We start from the raw sequence: 23,963 nt of genomic DNA on the forward strand, positions 1-23,963 counted from the left end.
TATGGTTGCAAATAAATCAGTTGGCGCGGCTATTGTTGTTAATGGGTCCATTGCCACCCAACTTGTGCTTCATACTGCTTTAATCGATTACATAAATGTACCTATACCAATGTTTGGCGTGTCTTTGGTTGTCGGTGATTTAGTAGCTTTAGCCGCTATTCATTCCATCGGAGCAGACAATGTTGTGCTCTTTGGTAATGCTGCCACGACATTCTTAAATATAGGTCTAATGGTAGGTTCATAGGAGTAACATGGAGATTGGAGAACCAAGAAAATCAGTATTTCAGATCACCCTTTCCGAGAAGGCAACCGACAAGATTTTATTTAGTGCAGACGTGATTGACTACTCCGAGAGCGCAGTCATTGAAAAAGTCAAAGTCGGTTCAATCATAAAAGAACTCGGCCTCAAACGCGAAGATGTGGACTTCTATATTAAAATAGTGGGACACCTTTACGAGGGGGAAACCTTTGCCGAAGCTCTTTCAAAGAAACCGGAATTGACGGCAGAGGAAAAGGCCAAATGCGCGGAGATTAAATAAGGAGTACGCCGATGGATGAACAGAGATTATTTATTGACATAGGGCGGCTCCAGGAGGGCCAAGCGGCAGTCCGGGCGGCTGTTGAAGATTTAACCACCTCGGCTAATTCACTGGCTGAAAAGGTCAACTCATTGCCCTGCGCTGTTCATTCAGGGGATATTGAAACTCTTTTAAACTGGAAAGCCCAATGCAACGGAAATAAAGAAACCGTCAAGATAGAGAAATTGAAAGGGACAATCAGTCTGAAAAACGGGCTGATTTTGATTGTTATTACAGCCGTAGTCACTGGCTTAATCACAAAGATTATTGAGGCGCTGGTGAAATAATGCCGCCCTGATATTTAAAGTTCGCATCTCAAGCCGTCACGGAATCTTAACGTGGCGGTTTTTTTATGGAGGGAAATATGAAAGACTTTCAGGAACAGTTTATCACCCTGATAAAAGGGTTAATGCAGCCGATGTTCTCGGTCTTGGCCGCGTTTATCGTTGTGCGGCTACTTGTGTCTGGCTTTGACCAGTCCATGCTATTCTGGCTGGCCGCCGGCGTGGTCGGCTTCTGGTTTGGCAAAACTATCGGGCTGTTCGGCAACGGGAAAGTCCCGGAGATCACGGCCAGCTCTACTGCCGAAACCACTCAGGACTTAATCAAGGTCATCAAAAATCAGGCGGCCACTATCAATAATCAATCCATCGATCTTGGGGCCTCAGTTCCGGTCACTGTCGTTGAAGGCAAGGCCGCTCCCGTCGTTACGCCGGTCACTACGCCGCCCACGTCAACCAGCGATGGCGACAACCCGGACACGTACCTGGCTAATCTGGCTGCTACGCTGGATAAGGAGGTATAACATGGCTTCGATGATTCTACTCGCTCAAAGATTCTGGCTCGAAACACAGAATCGCTGGCCTCGATTATCGGAACCTCAGCGCAAACAGTGGCTCAATACGGCTGTATTCGTGGCAACACAGGGCTTCCAGTACGCTGTCCGGGGGACCGACATCAAGGCGCCGGCCAAATATGAGGACCTGGCCACAGAGATAAAGACTTTCGATGGTGATACAGAGAAGGTCTACTCGACCGCCATGTACTACGGGAAATTCAACCGCCAGTGTCGCAATACCTGGAACGCCGAGGAGGTCAAGGTCGCGCTGTCTACCCTGGCCGCCATCCTACGCAAAAGAGATACGGGGAAGTGGTAAGATGAAACCCTGGCTGATATTCCTTATAGCCATAGCGGCGGTGGCGGTGCTGTTCGGCCTGACCGCTGCCCTTTCCTGTTCGCCGCCTTTGCAGATTGGGGAACCAATCGTAACTCACGACTCATGCGATTGTATTTATCTAACATGGGAAACAAATCAGCCTGCTATCTGTAAGGTATCATTTTGCACAGAAGGGGCCTGTTATACAAATTCTTTTGAAGATGAATACACGGTATCACATGAATGCGGGTTGCCTGTGCGTTGTGCCAACAGTCTTACTATAACAGCGGTGACTGAAAGTGGCGAAGCTTGCTCGAGAACCTTTATCAAATAGCCTTCCATAGAGCGACCGAGGGAATGGAAGGCCCAGGTCGCCATAAAGTCGTGGGCGGCGGAGTCCGATGTCAGACGTGCTCCTTTAGTCTGAAGCCTTCGGGATAGTAGGACACTAAAGTACGCCTTCGGCAGCCGCCCGCGCATTTTGAGGTGATATGAATTTAACCAAAGGCACCAAAATAGTAAAAGTCGAATGGAAAGATGCCTTCGAGACTAACGGCTGGAGCTATGACCTATCCGAGATGGTCCCGGCTGACTGCGTTACTATCGGGTATCTTATCCAGGACTGTGAAACCCATATCACAATCGCGTCATCCACCAACGATGCCGGGGTATGCAACTGCATGACAATCCCCAGAGGATGCATAGTCAAGATTACGGAGCTGAAAGAGGACTGATGCTGGTTTATATTGCCGGCCCTTATTCATCCGATCCCGAACCAAACACAAAGAACGCCCTCGCGGTGGCCGAGAAGGTCCTTGCCGCCGGGATGATTCCATTCGTCCCCCATCTATCCCACTACTGGCATTTACTCTATGAGCACGATTGGGAAACCTGGTTGAGAATCGATGCCGAGGTTTTGTTACGGTGTGATGCCGTCCTGAGAATCCCCGGCGAAAGTAAGGGGGCCGACTTGGAAATAGAGACAGCCAAAATTAAATGGATACCTGTCTTTTACGATATTGAAAGCCTTGAAAAATGGGCGGGAGGTTAGTATGGCCTGCGTATGCTGTATGCCCGAATGTGACAATCCTTGCGCTTGCGAGGAAACAGTCTGCATATATCACTTAATGGAAGCAATAACGAACGAAAACAGACAGGAGGAACAGGCCGGCCCGCCGGCCGCTGATGCCGTTACCTAAGATTGGGACAAAAGAATGGGAAGAGGAAGCCCGATTTTACGAATCATCCACAAGGTCGCAACGAGATAAACGAGCACGAGAATTGGGTTACGGCGATCGCAATAATTACGGGATGCAGATGAACAAGCGGGGCGTGCATCTGAAATCAGATAACCCGCCGATCACCACGGATTACAAACTTCCCCCGGACAGTACATGGGAAGCCCATATTGAGACTATCCAGCGCCTATCGGAGCTCGTAGCATTCCATGAGCAGGTGCCCAACGAACTGACTATCAAGATTGACACCGATTTACCTATCGCGCTCACCTTTACCGCTGACTGGCAATTAGGCGAGTTTGGGGTAGATTACTTAGCATTTAAGGACGATAATAACTGGTTACGAAATCAACCAGGCTTCAAGGTCCATGTCGGCGGTGACGGATACCAGAACTTAATCCAGGCATCAAAAGTCGGCAGTTCGCAGAACCAGGTCCCGGTCGCTGTGCAGAAGGGGCTTTACGTTCTTTCATTAAAAAGACTGGCCCCACGTATCCTGACCCTGGGCACAGGTAATCATAATTATTGGACTAAACTGGCCACGGGCGAGGATTGGGATGGGGAGCTGGCCAAGAAGCTCAAGCTACTCTATATCAAGCATTATGCGCTTGTCCATTTAAAAATCGGTAAACAAGAATACCCCTATTTAATTTTACACAAAGGTCGTTTTAATTCTGCTTTTAATCTTACCCATACCTGCAAGCAATACCAGCGCCTGCATTTCCCACGAGCTCGGATAGTGGTGATCGAGCATCAACATACCTCTGCGGTAGAGCAATACCGCTATGACGGCAAGGAATGTTTAGCCATCCGGCCCGGAACGTACTCAGTGTATGACGACTTTGCACAGCAGAACGGATTTTTCGGCGCACATGTTGAAAACCCTACAGCCGTGCTTTTCCCCGACCGTGACAAACTTGTCGGTTTCAAGGATATGCGCGATGCCGCGATCTATTTGAAAGAAGTAAGAAAGTGAAAACTGTCTTTATCAAATTTGATCGAGGTACATGGTATATCCAGGAAGCTGATAACGAATACCATATTTACTATCGGCAGACGGGTGGGCAACCCCAGTTAATGATAATCTGCAAAGGCAAGGACGTATTCAGTACCCTGGCCGAATGCTGCTCTCTGATGTACGGCCAAATACACCCTGAAGTCAACTGGTCCGATAATCTAACAAAAGAAATTGAGGGATTGCTTTAATTCCTTCTGATGCCCGGTGAGTTTCGACCACTCGCCGGGCGCTTTTTTTATTTACAGAAGGGACACCGATATGGCGGGCCGTCCTCAGTCGAGGTGATCGATACCCGCCCATGCTCAGGGCAGTCAAAAACTTGGGTAGTGCGTTCGATTTTCAATTTAACGAATAACCCTTTGGCCGGCCTGACCTCGGCCTCCGTATTCCCACATACACAGGCTTTGGTGCCCGGAGGGACTTCACGGCCACAGGCAGTACATTTCATCGCATATTCATTAAATAAGACGCTAAAAATCTCTCAGCGTCCTCACTGTATCCCCCATTCTTTCTCGCTTGTCTTTCCCACCTTACAATCTCAGCCAGTGTACTACTTTTGATGCGGTAATATTTCGCAAGGATAAATACCTTATCTGCTCGCGGTAAATATATGCCGTTTTCCCATTGGTTAAGGTGGGTGTAAACAATCCCCGTATCTCTTGAAACCTCCCTTAGTGTACGCCCCAGTTCCCGGCGCAACTTCCTTAAAACTATCCCAAATTCTCCTGCCATCTATTCGCTTGTATGCTCCTCTCATAATTTCACGTATCTGCATCAGCTCACACCTCCAACATTAACTTTAGTAAATCTTTTTGTTTTTGTCAAACAGGGTATTGACAACCTCTAAATTACATGATAGTCTATCTGTAACATGTTAGAGAATACGGTTACTGGTGATAGGCGCGGAAGTGTATCTAATGGTATGTCGTGTCAGATAAGGTACATTGTGCGACATTCTAACATGGTTAAGATTCAGTTTCAGAAAAATGAGCATAATTTTAACAACCGACATTGTGCGACATTAAAAAGAAACCAAACACCCTCCCTCTACAACCCCCCAACTATTATACAGGAGCTGTCAAATTGAGAAAACGCATCCAGGTTCAATACTCCATGTATCAAGATCATCTCGAATACCTACGATCTCTGAAACGAGAGTTCCGTTTGCCTATTTCCCTCATATTGAGGGTAATAATTGAAGATTTCAAATTGAGGAGGGCAAATGGCGAAAGTAAAACAATCCTCGATCAACTGGCGGCTGGTCATCGCGATGCTCTTAAGGCTGGAAAAGGATAATGCAAGCGAATAAAGAGTTAATTCTATTCCAGGGCAACAATATCCGTATCGAGCGCGATAAGGATGGCAACCCTGGGTTTTGCCTACAGGATATTTGCGAAGCCCTGGGGATTAAAAAACCGCGCAACGTTATTTCTCGTCTGTCGGGAAAGGAGGCCTTTTTAACGGGCGTCCTTACTCCGGGCGGTATGCAGCAGATGTGGTTTGTAAACGAAATTGGACTTTATCAGGTAGTCACCGGTAGCCGCAAAGCATGGGCCAAAGATTTAACGAAGGTTATCACTGAGGCATTACCCGGATTAAGAAAGAATGGGGATATGGAACGCATTGCCGAATTGGAAGCCCGGATCGCCAAACTCGAACGCGGTGGCGGCCATCTTCTCACCACAATCCCGGCAATCTCTCCCCGGTCACAACTGAATATGATTATCCGCAAATTTGTTGCCAGACAGACGGGTGGGTACTCATACCCGGACGCATGGCACGAGTTGTATTACCAGAATTACTACCGGTACGGAGTGGACCTCAAAGCGCGGGCGCGCAGGAGAAAGGTAGACCCTTTGGATTGTGCCACACCAGAGGAATTAGGGAATCTCGTTATCTTAGCCCATCACATTTTCAGAGCAGCAGAATGACAAACGAGGAACGCGCACGTAAGGCAGGGCTTAAAGGCGGACCGGCCACGAAAGCCAAGTATGGATTTATTCGATGCAACTGCGGCTTCATACACCGCACAAGTGACTTTTACGCCCAGAACGGCGCGAATGGCGGCAAAAAGACGGTAGAAACTTACGGGCGGGAACACATGGCCGAACTCGGGCGCCGAGGCGGGCGCGGTAATAAAGGAGGGGAAAATGGGTGAATTAAAGTTAGTTCTATTGACAATTCAATCAATGGTTGTTGTATCCCAGATTATCTGTCTGATTTTATACGCAAGAGACAACTCGCGTGATTTCTGCAACTTTTGGTCTATGTTCGCAATGATTCCGGCTTTAATACTCATGGTTATTATTTTGAGTTTACCGAAGTAAGGAGGGAAGCAATGAACTGTTCAGTAGGGAATCATCCGCCTATTAGCGAATGCGCTAAGTGTAAAAAGCAATGTCCCTTTGAAGTCGAGGACTTCAGCAAATGGGACGTAAGGATGGGCGAAGATGCTATTCGAAGTTGAGGTCGAGTTACGCGATAAAAAAACACTGGTAATCGAGGCCGAGGATCCGGACGATGCGGCCTTCAAAGCAACGGAAAGGTGCGAGGATGACGGCCTAACCGTCACCGGGACCTACGTACAAAGGATGGATGCCTATGATCTTAAAGAAATGAAAGTCGCACATTTAATTTAAAGGAGGGAAAACATGAAATCATCTACCATCAATAACTGGTCGAATTTATTGGCATGGCCAGTCAGAGCACTTATCGTATGGTGGATATGGAATACGTGGGTTGGGCCAGCCCTTAAAATCCCGCAGATCGATTACTTGACTGCGCTTATGGGATTGCTCATGGTTTCATGTTTTCGCAGTAGCTATGGTTATCTCATTGGGAAAATCGTTGACAAATTAGAAGGTGAATAAGGAACGGCAGTTAATCCTATATTCTGCCAAAGGAGAGAATAATGGCAAAGGTATTGAGTGTAATCCCAAAGAAGTGGGAACGGGATGGTAAGTCAGGGGAATTCTGGCAACTGGCTGTCACAATGACAGATGGCACGACGCGCGGCGTCGATTCGTACCGGGAACTGAAAACCGGCGACGAGATTCCCGACAGCGAAATCAAGCCCGGTAAGAAAGAAGGCACCTGGGTAATCTGGTCAGACAGAAAAGGTGGTGGGAAAGGGAATTACCAGCGCAATGACGACTCAATCCGGGCCCAGTGTGCTTTCAAAGGAATGGTGGACCTCATCATCGCCAACAAAATGAACGTCGCCGACCTGAATACACCGACCTGTATCAAGCTGGCAACCATCATCAAGAACACAGAGGAAGCAGTCAAAGGTCAGCAGGTCGGGCTAAAAAGTGCAGGTGATGCAGGTGGTGCAGCCCATGCCGGTCAGCTCGCAGGTCAACCGCCATCAGCGCACGGCGCAGATCCCAGCAAGGTCCCCCCGCCCCCGATCATTCCGGAAAGTGTACCGCCACCTATCAAGTCAATGGGAGAGCTGAGGACTAAGATCAAAAAGACCTATTCGACCCTTCAAACCGTAGCCGCCCAGGACTCCATACTCGGGAAAGAACCAATCACGGATTATGACGCGGCCTTTCAGAAGGTAGTCGATTACATGGGAAAGGAGATATAAAAATGGCGATTACTTCAATCACGGCAATTAAGTCCTATTTTGAGGCCGATGGCGGTCGCAAGGTCACACTTGAGGAAGTCAAGAATCTTTCAAAGGTCGAGCGTGACGAACTGGCCCAACTCGCAGCGAAGGAATTGGGCGAGGAAATCGCCCCATCTTAAAAAAATCTAAAGGAGGGGATATGATAGACGTCAAACCAAATCTCCAAACACTTGTCCGCAGAGCAGAAGACCAGTTCTTCCCTTGGATAACGAAATGGTCGGTCGAATCCTTAGTTATCCAGACAGACGAGCAGCTTAAAAACGCCAACGACCTTCTCGGAATAGGGAAAGCCATACACCGTGACCTCGAAGAGGCCCGGAAAGAGGAGAAGCGGCCTATCCTCGAACAGGCCGAAGCCGTGGACGACAAATACAAGCCTATCAAGAACAGAATCGCGTTAGGTGTGAGCCTGATCGATAAGGCTGTTTTGACCTACCACGACAAGAAAAAGAAAGAGGCCGACGCACTCCTGTTAATGCAGATGCAGGAAGAGGCGCCGAAGATGGCGGAGTGCCGGACAACCGGAGAGGTTTACGAAGCCCCAGAAGCCATAGTCAAGCCGGTCACTAACTCCGTGCGGGGCAATATGAGCAGCACGGCGATCATCGAGGGGTACGAATACGAGATCATCGACCCGGACGCAGTGCCGCGCGAGCTCTGCAGCCCTGACTTAAAGAAGATCAAGGCCAAGCATAAGTATGACAAACTCCCGATCCCCGGTGTCCTGATTACGGCGAAATCTCACACGAGCACGAGGCTGGGATGATAGAAAAACTGATGCTCAAATTAGGCTATGTCCCACTCCCCAAAGCCGGAGAAGGGCAGATAGTGGTCGGGCCGGTTGTCAGGAAATTGCCGGTCAGGAAATCAAAGATTGGAGTCGGCGATCTGCCGCCAGCGGCCCAGGCCCTTTGTGACGCCATAGAAAATGCAGGTGGGGAAGTCCACATCACTGAAATCCGCGCCAACCTCTGTGATATCTGCAAGGCCGACTTTAAGGACTGCCTCAAAGCGGTCAAGGAAACCGATCAGGTACATAACACGGTCAAATGCACGGAGTATAAATGAGGAACCGCGCCACCCTGAAGGTAACAACAGGGACTCTGCTTGTGACGGCCCGTAGGTCACTGACGCGGCTATCCTCCTTGGGCCGGGCAACCGGCCCGGACATTACCGCTGGGGCCGGGAAATCTAAAAAGGAGAGGTCAAAAGAATATCACCCCGGCGAGATCCCGGCCTCAGATTTAATATGATCGACCACGAAGCAAAAGCAAGGGAATGGGGCAAACGTCACCCTGAATTTATCAGAGAGGATGCTTTGAAAAAAGTGAAACGAAAGTACCATAAAAAGAAGCGGTCGTTAGCTGAAGGTGAAACGGTTAAAAAGGGAACACACCGGGCATTAAACGGAGGCACCGCGCGATCTGACGCCATAATCCGCAACGCACTCACTCTTAAATGGCTGGCCTTCCTTGAACAGCCGGACAATGCCAATAAGGTGCTCAACCAGATACGGGCGGACTTCGCAAAGGAGGTTTTGAAATGCACCCAATAGACACGCCGGTATATGCCGGTCAAAGGAACAGGTTACACGGAATCATTCAAGGTACTGAATATTATCACGACCCCGAGGAACCGGACGCCACTAAACGATGTGGAAAGACTTATCACGTCAGGGTGGGTAATCCCTGCGTTGAAGGATTTTTGACTCCGGATTTGCACCAGATTTCAACGGTAAGAGTGAGGGATTTGTTTTGAATTATAAGACGGATTATGCACAGAAATTAAAAGACCCACGCTGGCAAAAGAAGCGATTGGAGATTTTAGCACGGGATGAATGGACCTGCCAGAAGTGCCTTGATACCGAATCTACTCTTATAGTTCACCACCGCTTATATATCTCTGGCAATGATCCCTGGGATTACCCGGATGATTTTTTAATCACACTATGCGAAACGTGCCATGAGAGTGAATCTCGGAATATGGCCACTATGGAAAAGGGATTGATTGAATCGCTAAAGGCATCATTTTTCGCCGAGGATATACAGGAACTTATCGTGGGGTTCTGGCAAATAGAGTTGCAATATAAATCAGATATAGTTGCCTCTGCATTAGGATGGGCGATTAGGGACCCTGAAATGCAAAGGGAAATAGTTGATAAGTTCGTGGCGCAATTAAAAGAGTTACAGAATGCACTAACAGGGAATCGTAATGCCTAAAAATGCTTACTACTTCCCCCATGACAGCAATGCTTCACGGGACCCCAATATTTTAAAAATGCGATGCGCTTACCAGGCTGAAGGATACGGCTGGTATTGGATGATTATTGAATTACTCCGTGAGCAGGATAATTACAAGTTATCCGTAGCCGATGAATGCGATTGCAATGCCATCGCAATGCATTGTTATGCGGACGCATTGCGGTTTAAAACCTACATCGATGATTGTGTTGAAAAGTTCCATTTATTTAACCGGACTGACGGCTTTTTATGGAGCGAATCATTGACCCGTCGCATGAAAACCTTTGATGAACGGTCAGAAAAAGCGAGACTAAATGCCCTTGTTAGATGGGATGGTAATGCAAACGCAATGCAAACGCAATGCGGTGGCAATGCTAAAGATAAGAGAGTAAAGGAAATTAAAGTAAAAGGAAGTAAAGAAGATAAAGTAAAGGAAACAAAATACGAAGTGAGGAAAGCTGTTTTTCTAACCGCAAAAGAAACAGAGAAAATAATCGACCAATTTGGGGAACAGGGGGCTAATGAACGATTTGAGGCATTATCCCTGCATATATTATCCACAGGCAAAAAATACGACTCCCATTACTACACGTTGCTTAATTGGGAACGGCGAAAAACATCGGAACGCAACCCAAAAGGCAACGGCCAGCGTGACCCGGATAGCTATATCAAAGGAAGTCTGGGGCATATGGTGCAGCGATGACAGAGAAAGAATTTGCCACAGCCGTTGAGGATTTATTAAATCTCTACTCCTGGACCTGGTGCCATTACCGGCCAGCCAAAACAGACAAAGGCTGGCGCACACCGCTTTCAGGCCATAAAGGGATGCCGGATTACATTGCTGTCAAAGGAAAACGGCTTCTGATGTTTGAATTGAAATCAGATACCGGCAAAGTCTCTCCTGAGCAGCAGGGATGGCTTGATGCCCTCGGAAAGACGAAGGTTGAGGTCTATTGCTGGCGGCCTGACCAGTTCAATGAAATAGTGGAGATATTGACCAGGTGAGGCACATCGACCTCTTTTCAGGCATTGGCGGCTTCGCTTTAGCCTGCCAGTGGGTTGGGATTGAAACGATATGCTTTGTAGAAATAGACAAGTTTTGCCAGAAAGTTTTGAAAAGGCATTGGCCTGATGTGCCTATTGTCGAGGACGTAAATAATGTCGAAGAAATCAAACGAATTGTTGCCAACGCCATCGGCTTCGATGATGAGCGAGCAGGATTTTGTCCAAGCAAAAGGCAACAGCAAGACAAGACCAAAATACGAGGACGCGGGGTTTGCCCGATTGTTGCCAACGCCCAAAGGATCGCCATCGGGTCCAGATTACGCCAGACGCGGCCAGCCGCAGAGCGGAGCGGACGACCTTGTGACAATGATGGCCTCTTACTCACCGCCGGTTTCCCCTGCCAACCCTTCTCAAACGCAGGACGAAAACGAGGTTCGGCAGATGATCGTTACTTGTGGCCGCAGACTCTCACAGTCATTGAAGCTGTCAAGCCCAACTGGATCATTCTTGAAAACGTGCCTGGAATCCTCAATATGGTATTCCCCAATAGTGAAGTTGGAGTGGCAAGCCAAGCCACTTTATTCGGTGTTGAGAATGACGAAATCTGCGATTACAACACAATCTCCGGACGAATCGAATCAGACCTCAGACAAGCAGGGTATGAAACAGTATGGCTTGTTATTCCAGCTTGCGGTGTCGGCGCACCCCACAGAAGAGATAGAGTGTGGATTGTTGCCAACCGCGAGGGCTTGCGATTCAGAAGGGGGGCCGACAAAGGATGTGCAGAACCAGAATGGGCATTGGTTCAGGGAGAATCAAGAGGGCGTACGTTGGGGGATCAAACTCAAGGATGCGATAGCCATGCTACCGATACCCAAAGAGCGGGACTGGAAAGGGCAAACACAGAGGGGCAAATATCAACAGAACTCAATAGCCGATTCGGTGATATTCCAGGATGGTCAGAAAACTGGTATGAAGTTGCAACCCACTTTTGTAGAGTGGATGCAAGGATACCCGATAGGGTGGACCGACTTAAATCACTCGGAAACGCCATAGTACCGCAAGTAGCTTATGAACTAATTAAGGCAATTCAGGAGGTCGAATAGTGGACTTAAAAGAAGCCGTTATTAAGACTATTCAAGAAAATTACATAATCTCCATGAGTATGGAAAGTGTACCCGCTGAACCACTTGACCAGAAGATTACCCAAGAAGAACTGGTGAAAAGAGGATACTGGCGATTGATTGTTAATTTGCAGCTTACTGAGGATATGAAATGATACCAGCCAAAACCTTAAAGGAAATCAACCAGCGCAGCGAAGGACTCTGCGAGAATTGCGGGCGCCCAGCGGCGGACATCATGCACATCATACACAGAAAAATGGGAGGCCGAAACGGTATCTGGAAAAAGATAATCAACGACCCTCGGAACTTAGCGGCCGGCTGTAGAGGTTGCCATGATCTGATTGACCTCCGCAGGAAACAACTATTCCCTGGGGAACGGGACAAAGCCCTTGAAATAATCAAAGCTAAAACGAATTGGTATACATGGGAGAATGAACATTGTGGTTAAAAAATCTGCATTTTATTACTCGCGGCAACCATTAAAAGAGGATGATTTCAAGAAATCCGGCCTCGTGGAATTTGATATTGACTGGTATTTCATCCGCTTTATTAGAGAATGGAAACCAGGCTTATTGTTTTCCAAACATCTCAAGGAAAAGTTCAATGGAAAATAACGGCGAACACTTTATACGTATGAGTTTACCCACAGTCCGACTGTCGCGTGATAGTCAGAGGGAATATCCGAAAGAGGTTTATCCCTTCGGTGAAGGCATGGAGCTTTTCGCCCATGAATACGACGGAGCCTGGCACGTCTCTGAAAAAAACACCGGTTTAGTCGTAGGCAGGGGAGCCACTATGGATGAAGCGGTTGCAGACTCCCACAGGGTGATTGACCAGATGGGATTGGCTAAATTCATCGCTTCGATCAATGAAACGGTTTCCAAATTAAACTCAGGTATGGAATATGATTACGGCCGTAAAGAATGGGTCGATCCTGAGAAGCATCCCAACGTAGCGCCGGAGATTTCGTATGCAGCAGACGATTAGATGTTGTCAACACTGCTCCAAGCCGATCATCCGTAACGGAGAGAGCCCGGCCAACTATCTTAAAAGGAAATACTGCTCTAAAGCCTGCTCTCGCGCCGACCAGAAAGGGAAGCATCCCTGGGACGCAACGATAAAATGAAATCCTGCACAAAGTGTCACCGCGAGTTATCCAGTGAGGCGTTTTATCCTGATAAGGCGCACAAGGACGGGCTACAATCCCAGTGTAAAGATTGTATAAAAGCCAACGTAATGGCTTACCGGCATACTGAGGCTGGATTGGTTGTGGCACGGGCAGCACGTAAAAAATATAGCTTGTCTGAGAAAGGTAAAGCCAGCAGCCTGAGATATAGAAAAACAAAGAAGTGTCGGGCAAAGTCAAATAAAGCGCTCAAAAAATGGAAAGGATCAGAGAAGGGTAGATTGTGGCGGGAGCGATATGAAGCCAACGGGAGCATGAGAATATCACGGAAACGATATGACCAGACAACCAAAGGCAAGGCCGCTGTCGCAAGAAAGGGCAGTAAACGGCGAGCACAAAAGAAAATACTCGCGACTCTCACGGCTAAGGAATGGGCTGATATTAAAAAACAATATAAATACAAATGTGCCTATTGTGGCGAGAAAAAACCTTTAACAATGGATCATATTATCCCAATTAACAAAGGCGGGCATCATGTTAAAGAAAATATTATACCCGCCTGCCTGCGTTGTAATGCCAAGAAGGGGGACCGGCCAGTATTATTGCAACTATTAGCTTTGACGGAGGTGAAATGCCAGTAGGGTCATATTCCAATGCGTTACTTAAATTTGTTTTAGTTCATTACGTGGAAATAATGCATGGGAAAATAACTCCGGCGGAGATGAGTGAATTTACAAAATCTGCGGGTAGAAAAAACCCTTTAGAGACAGCGATGATCTGGCGGGCGGACCTGGACCAGGCCATCCATTCCCTGTCACCGCGCGGGATCTGGGCCGAAGCCTGTAAGGACATGACGGATACCATGCTTTATCACCTGGGGCGCCTCGATAAGCGGGATGACAGCGGGCCGATCCCTTATCCACTGAGCACCATGCAGAGGGTCTTGGTTAACGACTGCATTTTGAAAGGTTGTGGGAAGGTCTGTAAACGCACGTGTGGTAAGAACGCCCCGGACGTTTGCTGGAACGAAAACATCATTACCCGCTTGAGGCACTTTTTGAACGGCGAAGGCCGGGACCAGGCCGGGAGATTCAAACGATAAACTGTTGGAGGTTAAACATGGATAAAGAATGGATGCCAGTAAAAGAACCAATTTGCGGTTACTGTAACTTTCAAATGACAGGATGCGCTTGTGGGGAAAACACTGAACTCGGATGCCCCTATTTACAAGGTGCTAAAGATTGGCAACTCAAACTACTGGAACACATAGACCGGAAATACCGATGCGGAATCAAAGAAGATATGGCCTGTGGATATATTATGATACCACCTGAAGAATTTCAGCAAATGAAATCTCAGTTGGAGAAAGAGAGATGAAGACACATAAAAGAGGCGATAACAAAGAAAATATAGCACCACAGCCTTATTGCGAGTTTATCTTGTGCGATAGATGGCCACATCCAAGAATAATCAGCACGCGTGATAACTCCAAAGTAACCTGTAAGAAGTGTCTCAAGATAATGTTCAAACAGGAGCAGAAAGATGGCAACTAAAGATTGGCGAATATCTAATTGGGTAAACCCTGTTGTTGTGGATGTTGATTCAACGGGCAATCCGAACGAAACTGATATTGCCATGCAGGAGACTTTTGAAGCCGGAGCCTCAGCCATGCACAAGGCCTCAGTAGATTACTTGGAAGGGAAATGTACTGAGCATTTATGTAATTCACCACTTGTTTTAGCTTGGATAGACGATGGAGAGGCGAGACCCTTACATCGCCGTGATTGCCCCATCTGTTATGCAGCATGGGAAGGAGAGTAAGAGATGATTTGCCCGCTAAAACTAATCGCTTTTGAAGCTCGCCCAGTTAATAAAGAGGCAAGTACAGATTTTAGTTGTGACTCGGACTGTGCTTGGCATAATGAAATCTGGGGGCAATGTGCTATCGTAATGATCGCAACAGGTATATGGAAATTACTTGATAAATCATAGGAGAGTGTTAACAATGGCTAATGAAAGACCGGAGTGGATTAACGTTGCTATGCAAGCTGTAGACTACCAAATAGACCGAGAGTTTGACGCAGAACCTATTAAAACCATAGGCGAGATAGTTCTGCTTCTTAAACAGCAACCACAGGATAACAAGGTTGTATTGGATTTCGATGATAGCTATGATGTTTTCCGTCTGGTCAGCTATCGCGGATATTATAGGTTTTTATCTCTTGATTATGATTGCAGCACGAAATTCCAACGACCCTATAATACGGTATCCCAACTGTTGCGGTCTTTTGAAGGTGCTATAAATAGCGAGTTCGGGGGATATAAGGGCGGACAATTTAAGATGCACTCCAAAACAATAGTATTTGTTTCGCCTTACGGCATGGCTTCACAAAGGATGCTTGTTGATATCAAAACAAAAGGCAAATTAACTACTATCTGCACTAAAATCCATGTGGAGGAAGACAATGGCTAATGATAGGCTACTGAGTGAACAACTATTAAAACTTCTACAACTGATTCACTGTGAGGCTAAGGCAGCATATTGGGAACATCACACTCGTTGCGGTAGAGATTTTGATGAACATGATTGCGGACACTGTAATAATTATCAGCAGTGTAAGCGTTGCCACGAGATAACGCAATTATTCAAAGAGGTAACGCCATGACAGACGCACAGATTAATGAGACACTGGCGCAGGAATCTGGATTTACTGATTTTGAAATTAAACCCTGGAATGCTCTATTTGCGAGATATCCCGATGATAATATCAAGAGGGTTGTTCCCGATTTCCTCAATGACTTCAACGCCTGCTTGACGCATATTGCCCCCAAAATACCACAATTCACTATACGCAAGTGCGCCTCTGGCATGTTCGAAGTTATGATGTTTGGTTCTTTTGAAATATTCAGAAATGAACTGTTGTCCCGTGCCTTCTGCATGGCAGCTATTAAATACTTTGAAGGAGAAAAATAGATGAAAATACCTGTAATTTGTAACAACTGTGGCATTAAGTGGGTTCGGATAACCCAGCATCCGATGGCTGGTGGATTGGATGACATTGAGTACACAGATGATCTCCAATACAACTGCCCGAAGTGTGGAAGCAATGACTACAAACAACAGGAGGCCACCAATGACACAGTATAACCATCGAATAGTACCGGATGGAGTAAGAGTATCAAATCCCTACAAGGAAAAGGGCAAGAAATACGACGAGGGATTTTCTGATGGTGTGGCTATAATGATTGGTTACTCTATCCCCTGTCCTTCTGAATGGACAGCAGAGGAAGCGGTAGAGATATTGAAGATTTCGAAAGACGATTGGAACGAGATAGTGCATTGGTATGTGTGGAATAAAGCATATGTGAGAGACGGGAAATTTATAGAGGAGGATTTTGCCCCAATTCTCTCCATGCTAATCCATACTGCTCCTCTGAAGGGGCTGAGTAAAGAGGAGATACGAAAACTACATGAAACCACGATTGCTTGATTTATTCTGCGGAGCCGGTGGCGCAGCAATGGGATATTACCGTGCTGGCTTTGAAGTGGTCGGCGTAGATATTAAACCGCAACCACATTATCCCTTTGAGTTTCACCAGGCGGATGCCCTTACCTATCCGTTAGATGGGTTTGATGCTTACTATGCCAGTCCGCCATGCCAAAGGTTTTCGCAGGCTGTAAAGAAAAAACATAGAGACAACTACCCAAACTACTTAGGAATTATTAGAGATATATTGGGAAATACAGGTAAACCGTATGTAATTGAAAATGTCCCACTTGCACCTCTAATAAACTATTTTACATTGTGTGGTTCATCATTTGGGTTGCCTGTTAGAAGACATCGCAGATTTGAGAGCAACATCTTCATTCCAGTAATGCGTTGTTCACATACTGAATATCCACGTAAATATAACTGTGCATGGAATAGAACAACTAAATTGCGTGTGCTATCTATTAGTGGTGGTTATCAGCATGGCATTACGTTAGATGAATACAAGCAAGCTATGGGAATTGATTGGGAAGTAACTACTAAAGAACTATCAGAGGCAATACCCCCAGCTTATACAGAATATATCGGTAAACAACTTATGAAGGCATTGTCTCTGCCAGTAGAGGAGATTAAGGCTTTGAAGGAGTTGAATCATTGACAACCGAAATCACCTCTTGGGTTATAGAATTTCCTTTTAAAGTCCGGTTAAAGGATGCCGAAGATATAGTTACCAGCATGGAGGAATTCATACAGAAGCGCTGCTTTAAGATAACCTCTGATTGGATATGGCGAAGGGGTTGCTCTCGGTGAAGCTAACAAGGTCATCGTTATGAGTGTGTCAAGTCCGGGCGTTACGTTCATTTGACATACACAGAGTCGATGCGTTACACTATCGTAGATTGGACTTCCTGTGAACGGGAGTCCCTTTTTTATTGCCCTTAATGGGAGCCTGCCTTTAGTGAGTGGATAATCCGCCTGGCCGAGCGGTGAGAAGCGAGCCACTTAATAAGAACAATGGTTAATTCAGCTAAAGGTGGGCTTTTTTATTATGAACTTCACCGACTGTTTAACACCCCAATCCCTCATTATCTGGACCCACTTATCTAAAACACTCCCGCCTCCAGGCTGTGATATCACTATTGATACCAAGATTGAATCTCTGCCGGAGATAGATCGGCTGATGCGGATACCCACTAACTTCCTGCATGAAACTCCAATTAACGATAGCCCTCGTGTTCATCCTCATTGATCTTTTCGCTGGAGCGGTCTTACGTCTTAATTCCTCGTGGTGGTTATTTTGAATTTAAACCATGACACCCCTGTGACGAAAAAATGACATGAAAACTAACTGGATAAAGATAAAACAGGCATATATTGAAGGCACGGAAACCCAAGAGGAATTGGCTGATAAGTTCAAGGTCAATTTCGGAACGCTCCGCAACCGGGCATCTAAAGAGAACTGGACCGAGCAGCGTAAGTTATTCACTCATAAGGTAGACACCCTCCGCACCGAGCAGAAGTCGATCATCATGGCCGGGGAAAGCGTAGAGTTTGATTCCGAGTGTTTAAAGGCTGCTCGGGCTGGCCTTGCCCTGGTTAATAAGGAACTCGGTAATCTGTTGAAAGAGGCCCCGGAAGGGTTATCAGGTGAGGACCTTATGAAGTGGATATTCGGTCGCAACGATGCCATCACCAAGTACGGTAAGGCACTCAATGATTATCAGAAAGCTGGCCGGCTGGCCTTTGGTGAAAATCCCGAGCCGGATAAACCCGTCACGATAAACGTGAAGTATGATAAATGATTGCACGGTCACGCTCCGCAGGCCGCACGATAAACAACTGGCGATCATCAACTCAAAGGCCAAGCGCAAGATAATCCGTGCTGGCCGGCGCTCAGGTAAAACGGTAGTCTGTTCCCAGATCGCAGTCAAAGGGTTTCTGGACGGTCAACGGATACTCTATGCCACACCCACCCAAGAGCAGGTGGATACGTTCTGGTTCGAGGTCAAAAGGGCGTTAGCCGAGCCGATTGACGCCGGGATTTACGTCAAGAATGAAACCCTGCACACAATCGAGCTCCCCGGCACCAAGCAAAGGATACGGGCTAAAACGGCATGGAACAGTGACACTTTAAGGGGAGATTTTTGTAACCTCTTAATCCTCGATGAATACCAGCTTATGAATGAGGAGGCCTGGGAAGTGGTGGGTGCCCCGATGCTCTTAGACAATAACGGTGACGCTATCTTTATTTACACTCCGCCCTCATTGCATTCAAGGTCAGTCACTAAGGCCCGGGATCCTCGCCACGCAGCCAAGCTCTACAAGGCGGCGGAGGCCAAGCAAAAGGAAGCAGAGAAAAGTGGGACAGTCCCACGCTGGGAGGTATTTCATTTCACTTCACTTGATAACCCCGTCCTGTCAAAAGATGCCCTCGACGAAATAGCCTCCGATATGTCCGCGATCTCTTATAGACAAGAGATTTTAGCAGAGGATCTTGAGGACGTACCGGGGGCGCTGTGGACACACGCACTCTTAGACCGGACGCGAAAGCAACTGAGCGAAGTCCCGGCATTGACCCGTGTGGTGATTGGTTGTGACCCCCCAGGCGGCGCTACGGAGTGCGGCATCGTAACGGCGGGCACCTCCAAGATAGACGGCGTGCTGCATGGGTACGTGCTATTCGACAACTCTTTAAGGACAACTCCTGACCTATGGGCCGGGGAGATTCTGAAAGCATATAACTTCGCCGGCGCTGACAGGGTGATCGGCGAAAAGAACTATGGCGGAGACATGGTACAGAACACCATCGAACAGGCCGCCAAATCACGCAGTATGACGGTATCTTATAAAGATGTCCAGGCCACAAGGGGCAAAGCAGTCCGCGCCGAGCCGGTAGTCGCCCTCTTTGAGCAGGACAGGTGTCATATCGTGGGTGATCTACCTCTCTTAGAAGAGGAGCTCTGCGGCTGGATACCCGGCGAAACAAAGGAAAGCCCCAACCGTTTAGACGCTATGGTATGGGCCATAACTGAGTTAATGATTACGGGTAAAGACCCGTCTATAAGGTGGATTTAAAAATGAGAATTTGCAATCATCCTGAACTTCGGCCCTCTGATTGGAACCAACCAAAGCCAGAACCGTGTGAAATGATAGGATGCTGTGAAGATAATCAAGTTTGCCCTGTCTGCGGCTGGGGATTTGGTTCATGGCCTTGCCGATGCACAAAGAACATCTCTGATATCACGCATCAATCATTGCTGGCTACCAGTTTGAATCTTCATTCAGGTATCTGGGCATCGTTGGCGGTGAAATAATGCCGACTAAAGACCCAATCAAAAAGGCCAAAGCCAACCGGGAGAGGCAGGCAAGATTCCGGGCTAAGAAAAAGGGCGTTACCGTAGCTGACACTAAGGCTGACGTAACACCCTCAGCACCGCCAAAACCGCAGGGCGTTACATCCCCGGTAACCCAGGCCGATTATGACGCGCTCCCGCCCTCTTTAAAGTTTCAGGTGGAGGCCGGGACACGGTTACGCCAGACTTTACATGCACCATTGGAGATAAAGGAAAGACAGGAGATGGCGGTCAGAAGATTCAGGGGATATTAACTTTCGGTGTCCCGACTATTTTATAGTTTGGTTTGGCATCAGGGTTGCCGTTTATTACCTTATCTTCCCATGTCGGCAAAGGTAGATCAAGTTCCTTAATTATCAAATCCCGTAAATATTCGGACATTACTTGAGCATCTTCCTCAAGTTCACGTGTATCCCAATATTTATTATCCATACCTTATTTTATCACAAGGATAACACATGAGCATATTTGATCGATTTAGAAAGAAAAGCATAGTGACCAAAGAGCCTGCCGTTCCGTATTTATTTAACTATGGTCAGGCTGTGCCTCCCGATAGGGATACGCGGGGTTATATAAATGCGTTCGGCGAGGTCGGCTGGTTGTTTGCTGTTATTTCCAAGATCGCCCAGGGCGTAGCCGATGCCGATTGGGGACTCTATACCTTTAATAAGGGCGAATATAAAGAGGTAGACAACCACCCTATTCTTGATGTTCTTGAATTCGTCAATCCCTTTCAGACGAGGCAGGAATTTATTGAGCTGCATGAGATTTACATGGGGCTGGTCGGTGAGTGCTTCTGGGTGATCAACAAAAACAAAGGCGGATTGCCCGGGGAAATCTGGATTGCATCGCCGGACAGGATGTCCGTTGTCCCTTCCAAGAAAGATTTTATTGCCGGATATGTTTACCAGGTTGGGAGCGAGAAGATACCCCTCGATAAAGAGATTGTCATTCATCATAAACTCCCAAACCCGGCAAACCCTTACCGGGGCCTCGGACCTGTGCAGGCCCTGGCTATTGACCTGGACAGCGAATACTACGCCGGGAAATGGAACAGGAACTGGTTTTATAATTCAGCGAAGCCGGATGGGATACTGTCATTTGAGCAGTTATCTGACGAACAATATCAACGCCTTAAACAGCAATGGAACGAAAAATACAGAGGGACGGCCAACGCTCACAAAATGGCCCTCGTTGAAGGCGCCGCTAAATATCAGCAAATATCGATCTCAGCTAAAGACATGGACTTCCATGCACTGAGACTTCTTAACAGAGACAATATCCTGGGTGTGTTCGGCATGCCTTTGTCTGTGATGGGGATAACGGAAAACGTCAACCGGGCAAATGCCGAGGCCGGGGATTACACATTCGCCCGCTGGATAGTCACTCCACGTTTAAAGAGGCTTCAAGGAAAATTAAACGAGCAGTTTATCCCGATGTTCCCGAACTCACATAACCTTATCTTAATGCCCGATGATGTAGTGCCTGAGAGCATAGAGGAAAACCGGATGCTTGCTGAATCGGGTATCAAAACGGGCTATATGAAGATCAATGAGGCCCGCGAGCTCGTAGGGCTGGAATCATTGGGTGACGAAGGTGATGTGCTGGTTACTCCGAACCAAAATCCCTTCGGCAGTATGGGGCTATCTGTAAAAAAAAAGCGTGAACTATCCCTTGAATGGAAAGAGACCTACTGGAGAGGGTATGTAACCCGAGCTGAGACCTACGAAAAAAGAATGATCGAAGCCTTAAAAGGAATGTTCGATCATCAGGAATCTCAAGCTATACAGCGACTTGAGAATGGGAGCAAAACTCTCATCGACCAATTCGAAGCAAAGATAGCCTATACTAAACTTGCCACTCCCATATTGACCGATCTTTTTAAACTCTCAATTGACAATGGCAGGGAACTTATAAAACCAAAACCCGTCCATACCGAGGCGGCGCCCGAAGATGAGCCCTTAAATGATTCGGCCCGGAAGTGGCTTTTAACAAGGATAGGCTGGGCTGCTGAACAAGTCGGTGAGGAAACGGCGCGTAAACTGGCTGCCGCTTTAGCTGTAGGCTATGGCGAAGGTGAGAGCATCCCCGACTTAGCGAAGCGCATCCGTGAAGTATTCGTTGACTGCGACCGCAGGCGGTCAATCCTTATCGCCCGGACTGAAACTCTCAGCGCGTCCGCGCAGGGTGCCATCGAAGGGTATAAGGAAGCCGATCTTGAGAAGGCCGAGTTCATGGCGAGCATGGACGAACGCTTATGTGAGGATTGCGAGGCTATGGATAATGAAACCTTTACCTTAGACGATTGCCAGGGCATTTTGCCGCTGCATCCCTCGTGTAGATGTTGTTGGCTACCTGTAGTATGAATAAATTAGATTTAGCTTACATCGGCGGGTTATTTGATGGCGAGGGAAATATCCAGATTGTCAAGCGTAGCCCGTTATCAAACAGAAGGGACACATACCACTTAGTTGTCCGTGTGTGTTTGGTGGAAGATTATATCCCCAAGTGGTTAGCCTTCGCTTTTGGTGGCAGTGTTAATAAAAGGTTAAGGGAACAGGTTAACCCACATCATCGTGACGTATATACATGGTATTGCAGCCAGCAAATAGCTGCTAATTTCTTACGGGCAGTATTGCCATACCTAAAATTGAAAAAGGCACAGGCTGAGATAGCGCTCAAGTTTCAGGAAAGGAAAAGATGTGGTCGGCCTCGTAAAGTAAACGGAACTTTTACCCCTAAAACGGAAGGGGAATTAGCCGTTGAGGAAGCCGAGTATATTTTAATGAAACAACTGAAACACCAGAAATATTAACGAGTGCTGCTGGCTGCCCGTTGTATAGGAGGCATTTTATGACTGAAACTATATTTAAAACATTCCGCCCGGAAGTGAAGGCCGTCAATTCAGAGGACGGCACAATCGATATGCTAATCCCTATGTCTACAGCTTCGACTGACAGAGACGGGGAGAGTATCGACCCTCTTGGCTGGCGCAAGTCACTCCCGGCCTTCCGCAAGCGCCCGGTCCTGCTGTCCTCTCATAATTACGGCGATCTCAGGAAACAGATCGGTGAGTTTACGAAACTCAAAGTATCCGAGGACGGCCTTTTCGCGAGCCCGCGCTACTACATAAACGAGGGAAACGAGGAAGCGGATTGGGCTTTTAAACTGGCCTCGAAAGGCATGGCCGCCTATTCTGTGGGCTTTATCCCGAAAGCCTGGACGGATGGTGACGGCGAAAAGGAACCACGCCGGACTTACACTGAGCAGGAGCTTTTGGAAATCAGTCATGTGGTCGTGCCATCTAATCGTGACGCCATTCAAGGGTTAAGGGGAAAGTCAGTGGACCCTGTGCTTAACTCGGTGATTGACGATATCGTGAGTGCCGAGATTATCGACCTGACCACTAAGCCCGAGGACACCGGCGAGACAATCCGAATCCCGGTTGATGACGGCAATCACGAAGGCCACGAAAGAAAAACAATACCAATCTCCAAGAAAGAAGGAATCCAAGCTCTCTATTGTGTGGACGATAAGAAAATCCTTACTTATTTATTCGATAAGGCTGCCGGCTGGACAATGGAAAAAGCCAAAGCTTGGGTAAAAGAGCATGAGAAGTCGGTCAATCTAATCTGTACGATGTCAGGCGAAGTGATTGGAGGCGTGGTTTTTGAGCCGCCTGTTACTTTACCAGTAGAGGATATCCCGGCGCCGGCCAAGCACAGTCAAAAGGAAATCATGGACGAGATCGACTTCGTTAAGTCACTCATAGCCGAGTACGGGATGAATAAGGAAACCAACGCCCAGGCATGGGATCTGGTCAGGGAAATAATGCGCGAGAACGGGAGCGACATACCCGCTGACATAAAATTCGGCGTTACCCAGATTTCGCTGGAACCGCCGCCCACTAAAACCATCGATGATCGAATCAATATAATCATCGAGCAAACAGTCTCACACTTCATAAAATAAAACCAACTCTCCCAATCGTTTTAAGCC

At 47.4% G+C, this 23,963-nt stretch carries 44 protein-coding genes; 43 read left to right on the top strand and 1 reads right to left on the bottom strand.

Translation table 11 applies throughout. The annotated features are described in order from the left end of the window. From PHI12_08595 to PHI12_08640, 10 genes are all read left to right on the top strand, one after another. Nucleotides 1-244, top strand: a 244-nt coding sequence (locus PHI12_08595; GenBank protein ID MDD5510855.1) for a hypothetical protein, incomplete at its 5' end; no start/stop codon positions are given. Nucleotides 245-251: 7 nt separating this feature from the next. After that, on the top strand, nt 252-539 hold the full coding sequence (locus PHI12_08600; GenBank protein MDD5510856.1) for a hypothetical protein: 288 nt from the start codon (nt 252-254) through the stop codon (nt 537-539). 11 nt (nt 540-550) lie between these two features. Next, nucleotides 551-865, top strand: coding sequence for a hypothetical protein (locus PHI12_08605; protein ID MDD5510857.1), 315 nt, complete (start codon nt 551-553; stop codon nt 863-865). Nucleotides 866-930: 65 nt separating this feature from the next. Then, nucleotides 931-1,383, top strand: a complete 453-nt coding sequence (locus PHI12_08610; GenBank protein MDD5510858.1) for a hypothetical protein — start codon at nt 931-933, stop codon at nt 1,381-1,383. A gap of 1 nt (nt 1,384) precedes the next feature. Beyond that, nucleotides 1,385-1,735 carry a hypothetical protein gene (locus PHI12_08615; protein ID MDD5510859.1) on the top strand — a complete coding sequence of 117 codons (351 nt, stop codon included), beginning with the start codon at nt 1,385-1,387 and terminating at the stop codon, nt 1,733-1,735. 491 nt (nt 1,736-2,226) lie between these two features. Next, entirely contained in the window at nt 2,227-2,469 is a 243-nt protein-coding gene (locus PHI12_08620; protein ID MDD5510860.1) for a hypothetical protein, read from the top strand. Further along, nucleotides 2,469-2,786 (top strand): DUF4406 domain-containing protein, encoded by a 318-nt coding sequence (locus tag PHI12_08625; GenBank protein ID MDD5510861.1) that lies wholly within the window; start codon nt 2,469-2,471, stop codon nt 2,784-2,786. Before PHI12_08620 ends, PHI12_08625 begins: the two co-directional genes overlap by 1 nt. A gap of 1 nt (nt 2,787) precedes the next feature. Then, nucleotides 2,788-2,934 carry a hypothetical protein gene (locus PHI12_08630; GenBank protein MDD5510862.1) on the top strand — a complete coding sequence of 49 codons (147 nt, stop codon included), beginning with the start codon at nt 2,788-2,790 and terminating at the stop codon, nt 2,932-2,934. Between the two features lie 82 nt (nt 2,935-3,016). Beyond that, a complete protein-coding gene (locus PHI12_08635) occupies nt 3,017-3,949 on the top strand; it encodes a hypothetical protein (protein MDD5510863.1) in 933 nt (310 codons plus the stop codon). Continuing rightward, entirely contained in the window at nt 3,946-4,179 is a 234-nt protein-coding gene (locus PHI12_08640; protein MDD5510864.1) for a hypothetical protein, read from the top strand. The genes PHI12_08635 and PHI12_08640 overlap by 4 nt, the downstream gene beginning before the upstream one ends. 256 nt (nt 4,180-4,435) lie before the next feature. Here PHI12_08640 and PHI12_08645 read toward each other — a convergent pair whose 3' ends face one another. Further along, nucleotides 4,436-4,723 (bottom strand): helix-turn-helix transcriptional regulator, encoded by a 288-nt coding sequence (locus tag PHI12_08645; protein MDD5510865.1) that lies wholly within the window; start codon nt 4,721-4,723, stop codon nt 4,436-4,438. A gap of 563 nt (nt 4,724-5,286) precedes the next feature. On the opposite strand from PHI12_08645, the gene PHI12_08650 reads away from it, so the two are divergent. The 33 genes from PHI12_08650 to PHI12_08810 all read left to right on the top strand — a co-directional run bounded on the left by PHI12_08650 (nt 5,287) and on the right by PHI12_08810 (nt 23,936). Continuing rightward, a complete protein-coding gene (locus PHI12_08650; GenBank protein MDD5510866.1) occupies nt 5,287-5,922 on the top strand; it encodes a Bro-N domain-containing protein in 636 nt (211 codons plus the stop codon). 407 nt (nt 5,923-6,329) lie between these two features. Further along, on the top strand, nt 6,330-6,458 hold the full coding sequence (locus PHI12_08655) for a hypothetical protein (GenBank protein MDD5510867.1): 129 nt from the start codon (nt 6,330-6,332) through the stop codon (nt 6,456-6,458). Beyond that, on the top strand, nt 6,442-6,630 hold the full coding sequence (locus tag PHI12_08660) for a hypothetical protein (protein MDD5510868.1): 189 nt from the start codon (nt 6,442-6,444) through the stop codon (nt 6,628-6,630). The genes PHI12_08655 and PHI12_08660 overlap by 17 nt, the downstream gene beginning before the upstream one ends. 272 nt (nt 6,631-6,902) lie before the next feature. Continuing rightward, entirely contained in the window at nt 6,903-7,583 is a 681-nt protein-coding gene (locus PHI12_08665; GenBank protein ID MDD5510869.1) for a hypothetical protein, read from the top strand. 2 nt (nt 7,584-7,585) lie between these two features. Continuing rightward, complete coding sequence (locus tag PHI12_08670; protein ID MDD5510870.1) at nt 7,586-7,744, top strand: hypothetical protein; 159 nt, start codon at nt 7,586-7,588, stop codon at nt 7,742-7,744. A 20-nt stretch (nt 7,745-7,764) separates the two neighbouring features. Further along, nucleotides 7,765-8,391 (top strand): hypothetical protein, encoded by a 627-nt coding sequence (locus PHI12_08675; protein ID MDD5510871.1) that lies wholly within the window; start codon nt 7,765-7,767, stop codon nt 8,389-8,391. Further along, nucleotides 8,388-8,693 (top strand): hypothetical protein, encoded by a 306-nt coding sequence (locus PHI12_08680; protein MDD5510872.1) that lies wholly within the window; start codon nt 8,388-8,390, stop codon nt 8,691-8,693. The genes PHI12_08675 and PHI12_08680 overlap by 4 nt, the downstream gene beginning before the upstream one ends. A gap of 181 nt (nt 8,694-8,874) precedes the next feature. Then, on the top strand, nt 8,875-9,180 hold the full coding sequence (locus PHI12_08685) for a hypothetical protein (protein MDD5510873.1): 306 nt from the start codon (nt 8,875-8,877) through the stop codon (nt 9,178-9,180). Beyond that, complete coding sequence (locus PHI12_08690; protein MDD5510874.1) at nt 9,168-9,383, top strand: hypothetical protein; 216 nt, start codon at nt 9,168-9,170, stop codon at nt 9,381-9,383. The genes PHI12_08685 and PHI12_08690 overlap by 13 nt, the downstream gene beginning before the upstream one ends. Continuing rightward, on the top strand, nt 9,380-9,844 hold the full coding sequence (locus PHI12_08695) for a hypothetical protein (GenBank protein MDD5510875.1): 465 nt from the start codon (nt 9,380-9,382) through the stop codon (nt 9,842-9,844). Before PHI12_08690 ends, PHI12_08695 begins: the two co-directional genes overlap by 4 nt. Beyond that, nucleotides 9,837-10,568, top strand: a complete 732-nt coding sequence (locus tag PHI12_08700; protein ID MDD5510876.1) for a DUF4373 domain-containing protein — start codon at nt 9,837-9,839, stop codon at nt 10,566-10,568. The genes PHI12_08695 and PHI12_08700 overlap by 8 nt, the downstream gene beginning before the upstream one ends. Then, nucleotides 10,565-10,870 carry a VRR-NUC domain-containing protein gene (locus tag PHI12_08705; protein MDD5510877.1) on the top strand — a complete coding sequence of 102 codons (306 nt, stop codon included), beginning with the start codon at nt 10,565-10,567 and terminating at the stop codon, nt 10,868-10,870. Before PHI12_08700 ends, PHI12_08705 begins: the two co-directional genes overlap by 4 nt. Continuing rightward, the gene (locus tag PHI12_08710) at nt 10,867-11,976 is read left to right on the top strand and encodes a DNA cytosine methyltransferase (protein MDD5510878.1); all 1,110 of its coding nucleotides are present in this window, start codon (nt 10,867-10,869) and stop codon (nt 11,974-11,976) included. Before PHI12_08705 ends, PHI12_08710 begins: the two co-directional genes overlap by 4 nt. Next, complete coding sequence (locus PHI12_08715) at nt 11,976-12,149, top strand: hypothetical protein (protein ID MDD5510879.1); 174 nt, start codon at nt 11,976-11,978, stop codon at nt 12,147-12,149. Before PHI12_08710 ends, PHI12_08715 begins: the two co-directional genes overlap by 1 nt. After that, nucleotides 12,146-12,442 carry an HNH endonuclease gene (locus PHI12_08720; GenBank protein ID MDD5510880.1) on the top strand — a complete coding sequence of 99 codons (297 nt, stop codon included), beginning with the start codon at nt 12,146-12,148 and terminating at the stop codon, nt 12,440-12,442. The genes PHI12_08715 and PHI12_08720 overlap by 4 nt, the downstream gene beginning before the upstream one ends. Further along, the gene (locus PHI12_08725) at nt 12,435-12,608 is read left to right on the top strand and encodes a hypothetical protein (protein ID MDD5510881.1); all 174 of its coding nucleotides are present in this window, start codon (nt 12,435-12,437) and stop codon (nt 12,606-12,608) included. Before PHI12_08720 ends, PHI12_08725 begins: the two co-directional genes overlap by 8 nt. Further along, nucleotides 12,598-12,981, top strand: coding sequence for a hypothetical protein (locus PHI12_08730; GenBank protein ID MDD5510882.1), 384 nt, complete (start codon nt 12,598-12,600; stop codon nt 12,979-12,981). Before PHI12_08725 ends, PHI12_08730 begins: the two co-directional genes overlap by 11 nt. Further along, nucleotides 12,965-13,120 carry a hypothetical protein gene (locus PHI12_08735; GenBank protein ID MDD5510883.1) on the top strand — a complete coding sequence of 52 codons (156 nt, stop codon included), beginning with the start codon at nt 12,965-12,967 and terminating at the stop codon, nt 13,118-13,120. Before PHI12_08730 ends, PHI12_08735 begins: the two co-directional genes overlap by 17 nt. Before the next feature lie 143 nt (nt 13,121-13,263). Beyond that, entirely contained in the window at nt 13,264-13,761 is a 498-nt protein-coding gene (locus PHI12_08740; GenBank protein MDD5510884.1) for an HNH endonuclease signature motif containing protein, read from the top strand. Then, nucleotides 13,752-14,222, top strand: coding sequence for a hypothetical protein (locus PHI12_08745; GenBank protein MDD5510885.1), 471 nt, complete (start codon nt 13,752-13,754; stop codon nt 14,220-14,222). The genes PHI12_08740 and PHI12_08745 overlap by 10 nt, the downstream gene beginning before the upstream one ends. Nucleotides 14,223-14,239: 17 nt before the next feature. After that, nucleotides 14,240-14,497, top strand: coding sequence for a hypothetical protein (locus PHI12_08750; protein ID MDD5510886.1), 258 nt, complete (start codon nt 14,240-14,242; stop codon nt 14,495-14,497). Nucleotides 14,498-14,662: 165 nt separating this feature from the next. Further along, nucleotides 14,663-14,941, top strand: a complete 279-nt coding sequence (locus PHI12_08755) for a hypothetical protein (GenBank protein MDD5510887.1) — start codon at nt 14,663-14,665, stop codon at nt 14,939-14,941. Between the two features lie 184 nt (nt 14,942-15,125). Further along, nucleotides 15,126-15,593, top strand: coding sequence for a hypothetical protein (locus tag PHI12_08760; protein ID MDD5510888.1), 468 nt, complete (start codon nt 15,126-15,128; stop codon nt 15,591-15,593). 189 nt (nt 15,594-15,782) lie between these two features. Then, on the top strand, nt 15,783-16,094 hold the full coding sequence (locus tag PHI12_08765) for a hypothetical protein (GenBank protein MDD5510889.1): 312 nt from the start codon (nt 15,783-15,785) through the stop codon (nt 16,092-16,094). Continuing rightward, nucleotides 16,095-16,268, top strand: a complete 174-nt coding sequence (locus PHI12_08770) for a hypothetical protein (GenBank protein ID MDD5510890.1) — start codon at nt 16,095-16,097, stop codon at nt 16,266-16,268. After that, nucleotides 16,255-16,611 carry a hypothetical protein gene (locus PHI12_08775; protein MDD5510891.1) on the top strand — a complete coding sequence of 119 codons (357 nt, stop codon included), beginning with the start codon at nt 16,255-16,257 and terminating at the stop codon, nt 16,609-16,611. The genes PHI12_08770 and PHI12_08775 overlap by 14 nt, the downstream gene beginning before the upstream one ends. Continuing rightward, nucleotides 16,592-17,269 (top strand): DNA cytosine methyltransferase, encoded by a 678-nt coding sequence (locus PHI12_08780; GenBank protein MDD5510892.1) that lies wholly within the window; start codon nt 16,592-16,594, stop codon nt 17,267-17,269. The genes PHI12_08775 and PHI12_08780 overlap by 20 nt, the downstream gene beginning before the upstream one ends. 679 nt (nt 17,270-17,948) lie before the next feature. Next, complete coding sequence (locus PHI12_08785) at nt 17,949-18,413, top strand: hypothetical protein (protein ID MDD5510893.1); 465 nt, start codon at nt 17,949-17,951, stop codon at nt 18,411-18,413. Then, nucleotides 18,403-19,686, top strand: a complete 1,284-nt coding sequence (locus PHI12_08790) for a hypothetical protein (GenBank protein MDD5510894.1) — start codon at nt 18,403-18,405, stop codon at nt 19,684-19,686. Before PHI12_08785 ends, PHI12_08790 begins: the two co-directional genes overlap by 11 nt. A 238-nt stretch (nt 19,687-19,924) precedes the next feature. After that, the gene (locus tag PHI12_08795; protein MDD5510895.1) at nt 19,925-20,218 is read left to right on the top strand and encodes a hypothetical protein; all 294 of its coding nucleotides are present in this window, start codon (nt 19,925-19,927) and stop codon (nt 20,216-20,218) included. A gap of 204 nt (nt 20,219-20,422) precedes the next feature. Then, complete coding sequence (locus PHI12_08800; GenBank protein ID MDD5510896.1) at nt 20,423-22,330, top strand: phage portal protein; 1,908 nt, start codon at nt 20,423-20,425, stop codon at nt 22,328-22,330. Continuing rightward, nucleotides 22,327-22,779: a hypothetical protein gene (locus PHI12_08805; GenBank protein MDD5510897.1), complete on the top strand. Its 453-nt coding sequence runs from the start codon at nt 22,327-22,329 to the stop codon at nt 22,777-22,779. Before PHI12_08800 ends, PHI12_08805 begins: the two co-directional genes overlap by 4 nt. Nucleotides 22,780-22,817: 38 nt before the next feature. Then, entirely contained in the window at nt 22,818-23,936 is a 1,119-nt protein-coding gene (locus PHI12_08810; GenBank protein ID MDD5510898.1) for an HK97 family phage prohead protease, read from the top strand. Nucleotides 23,937-23,963: the final 27 nt, after the last annotated feature.

The organism is Dehalococcoidales bacterium, from assembly GCA_028716225.1.
Classification (GTDB): domain Bacteria; phylum Chloroflexota; class Dehalococcoidia; order Dehalococcoidales; family UBA5760; genus UBA5760.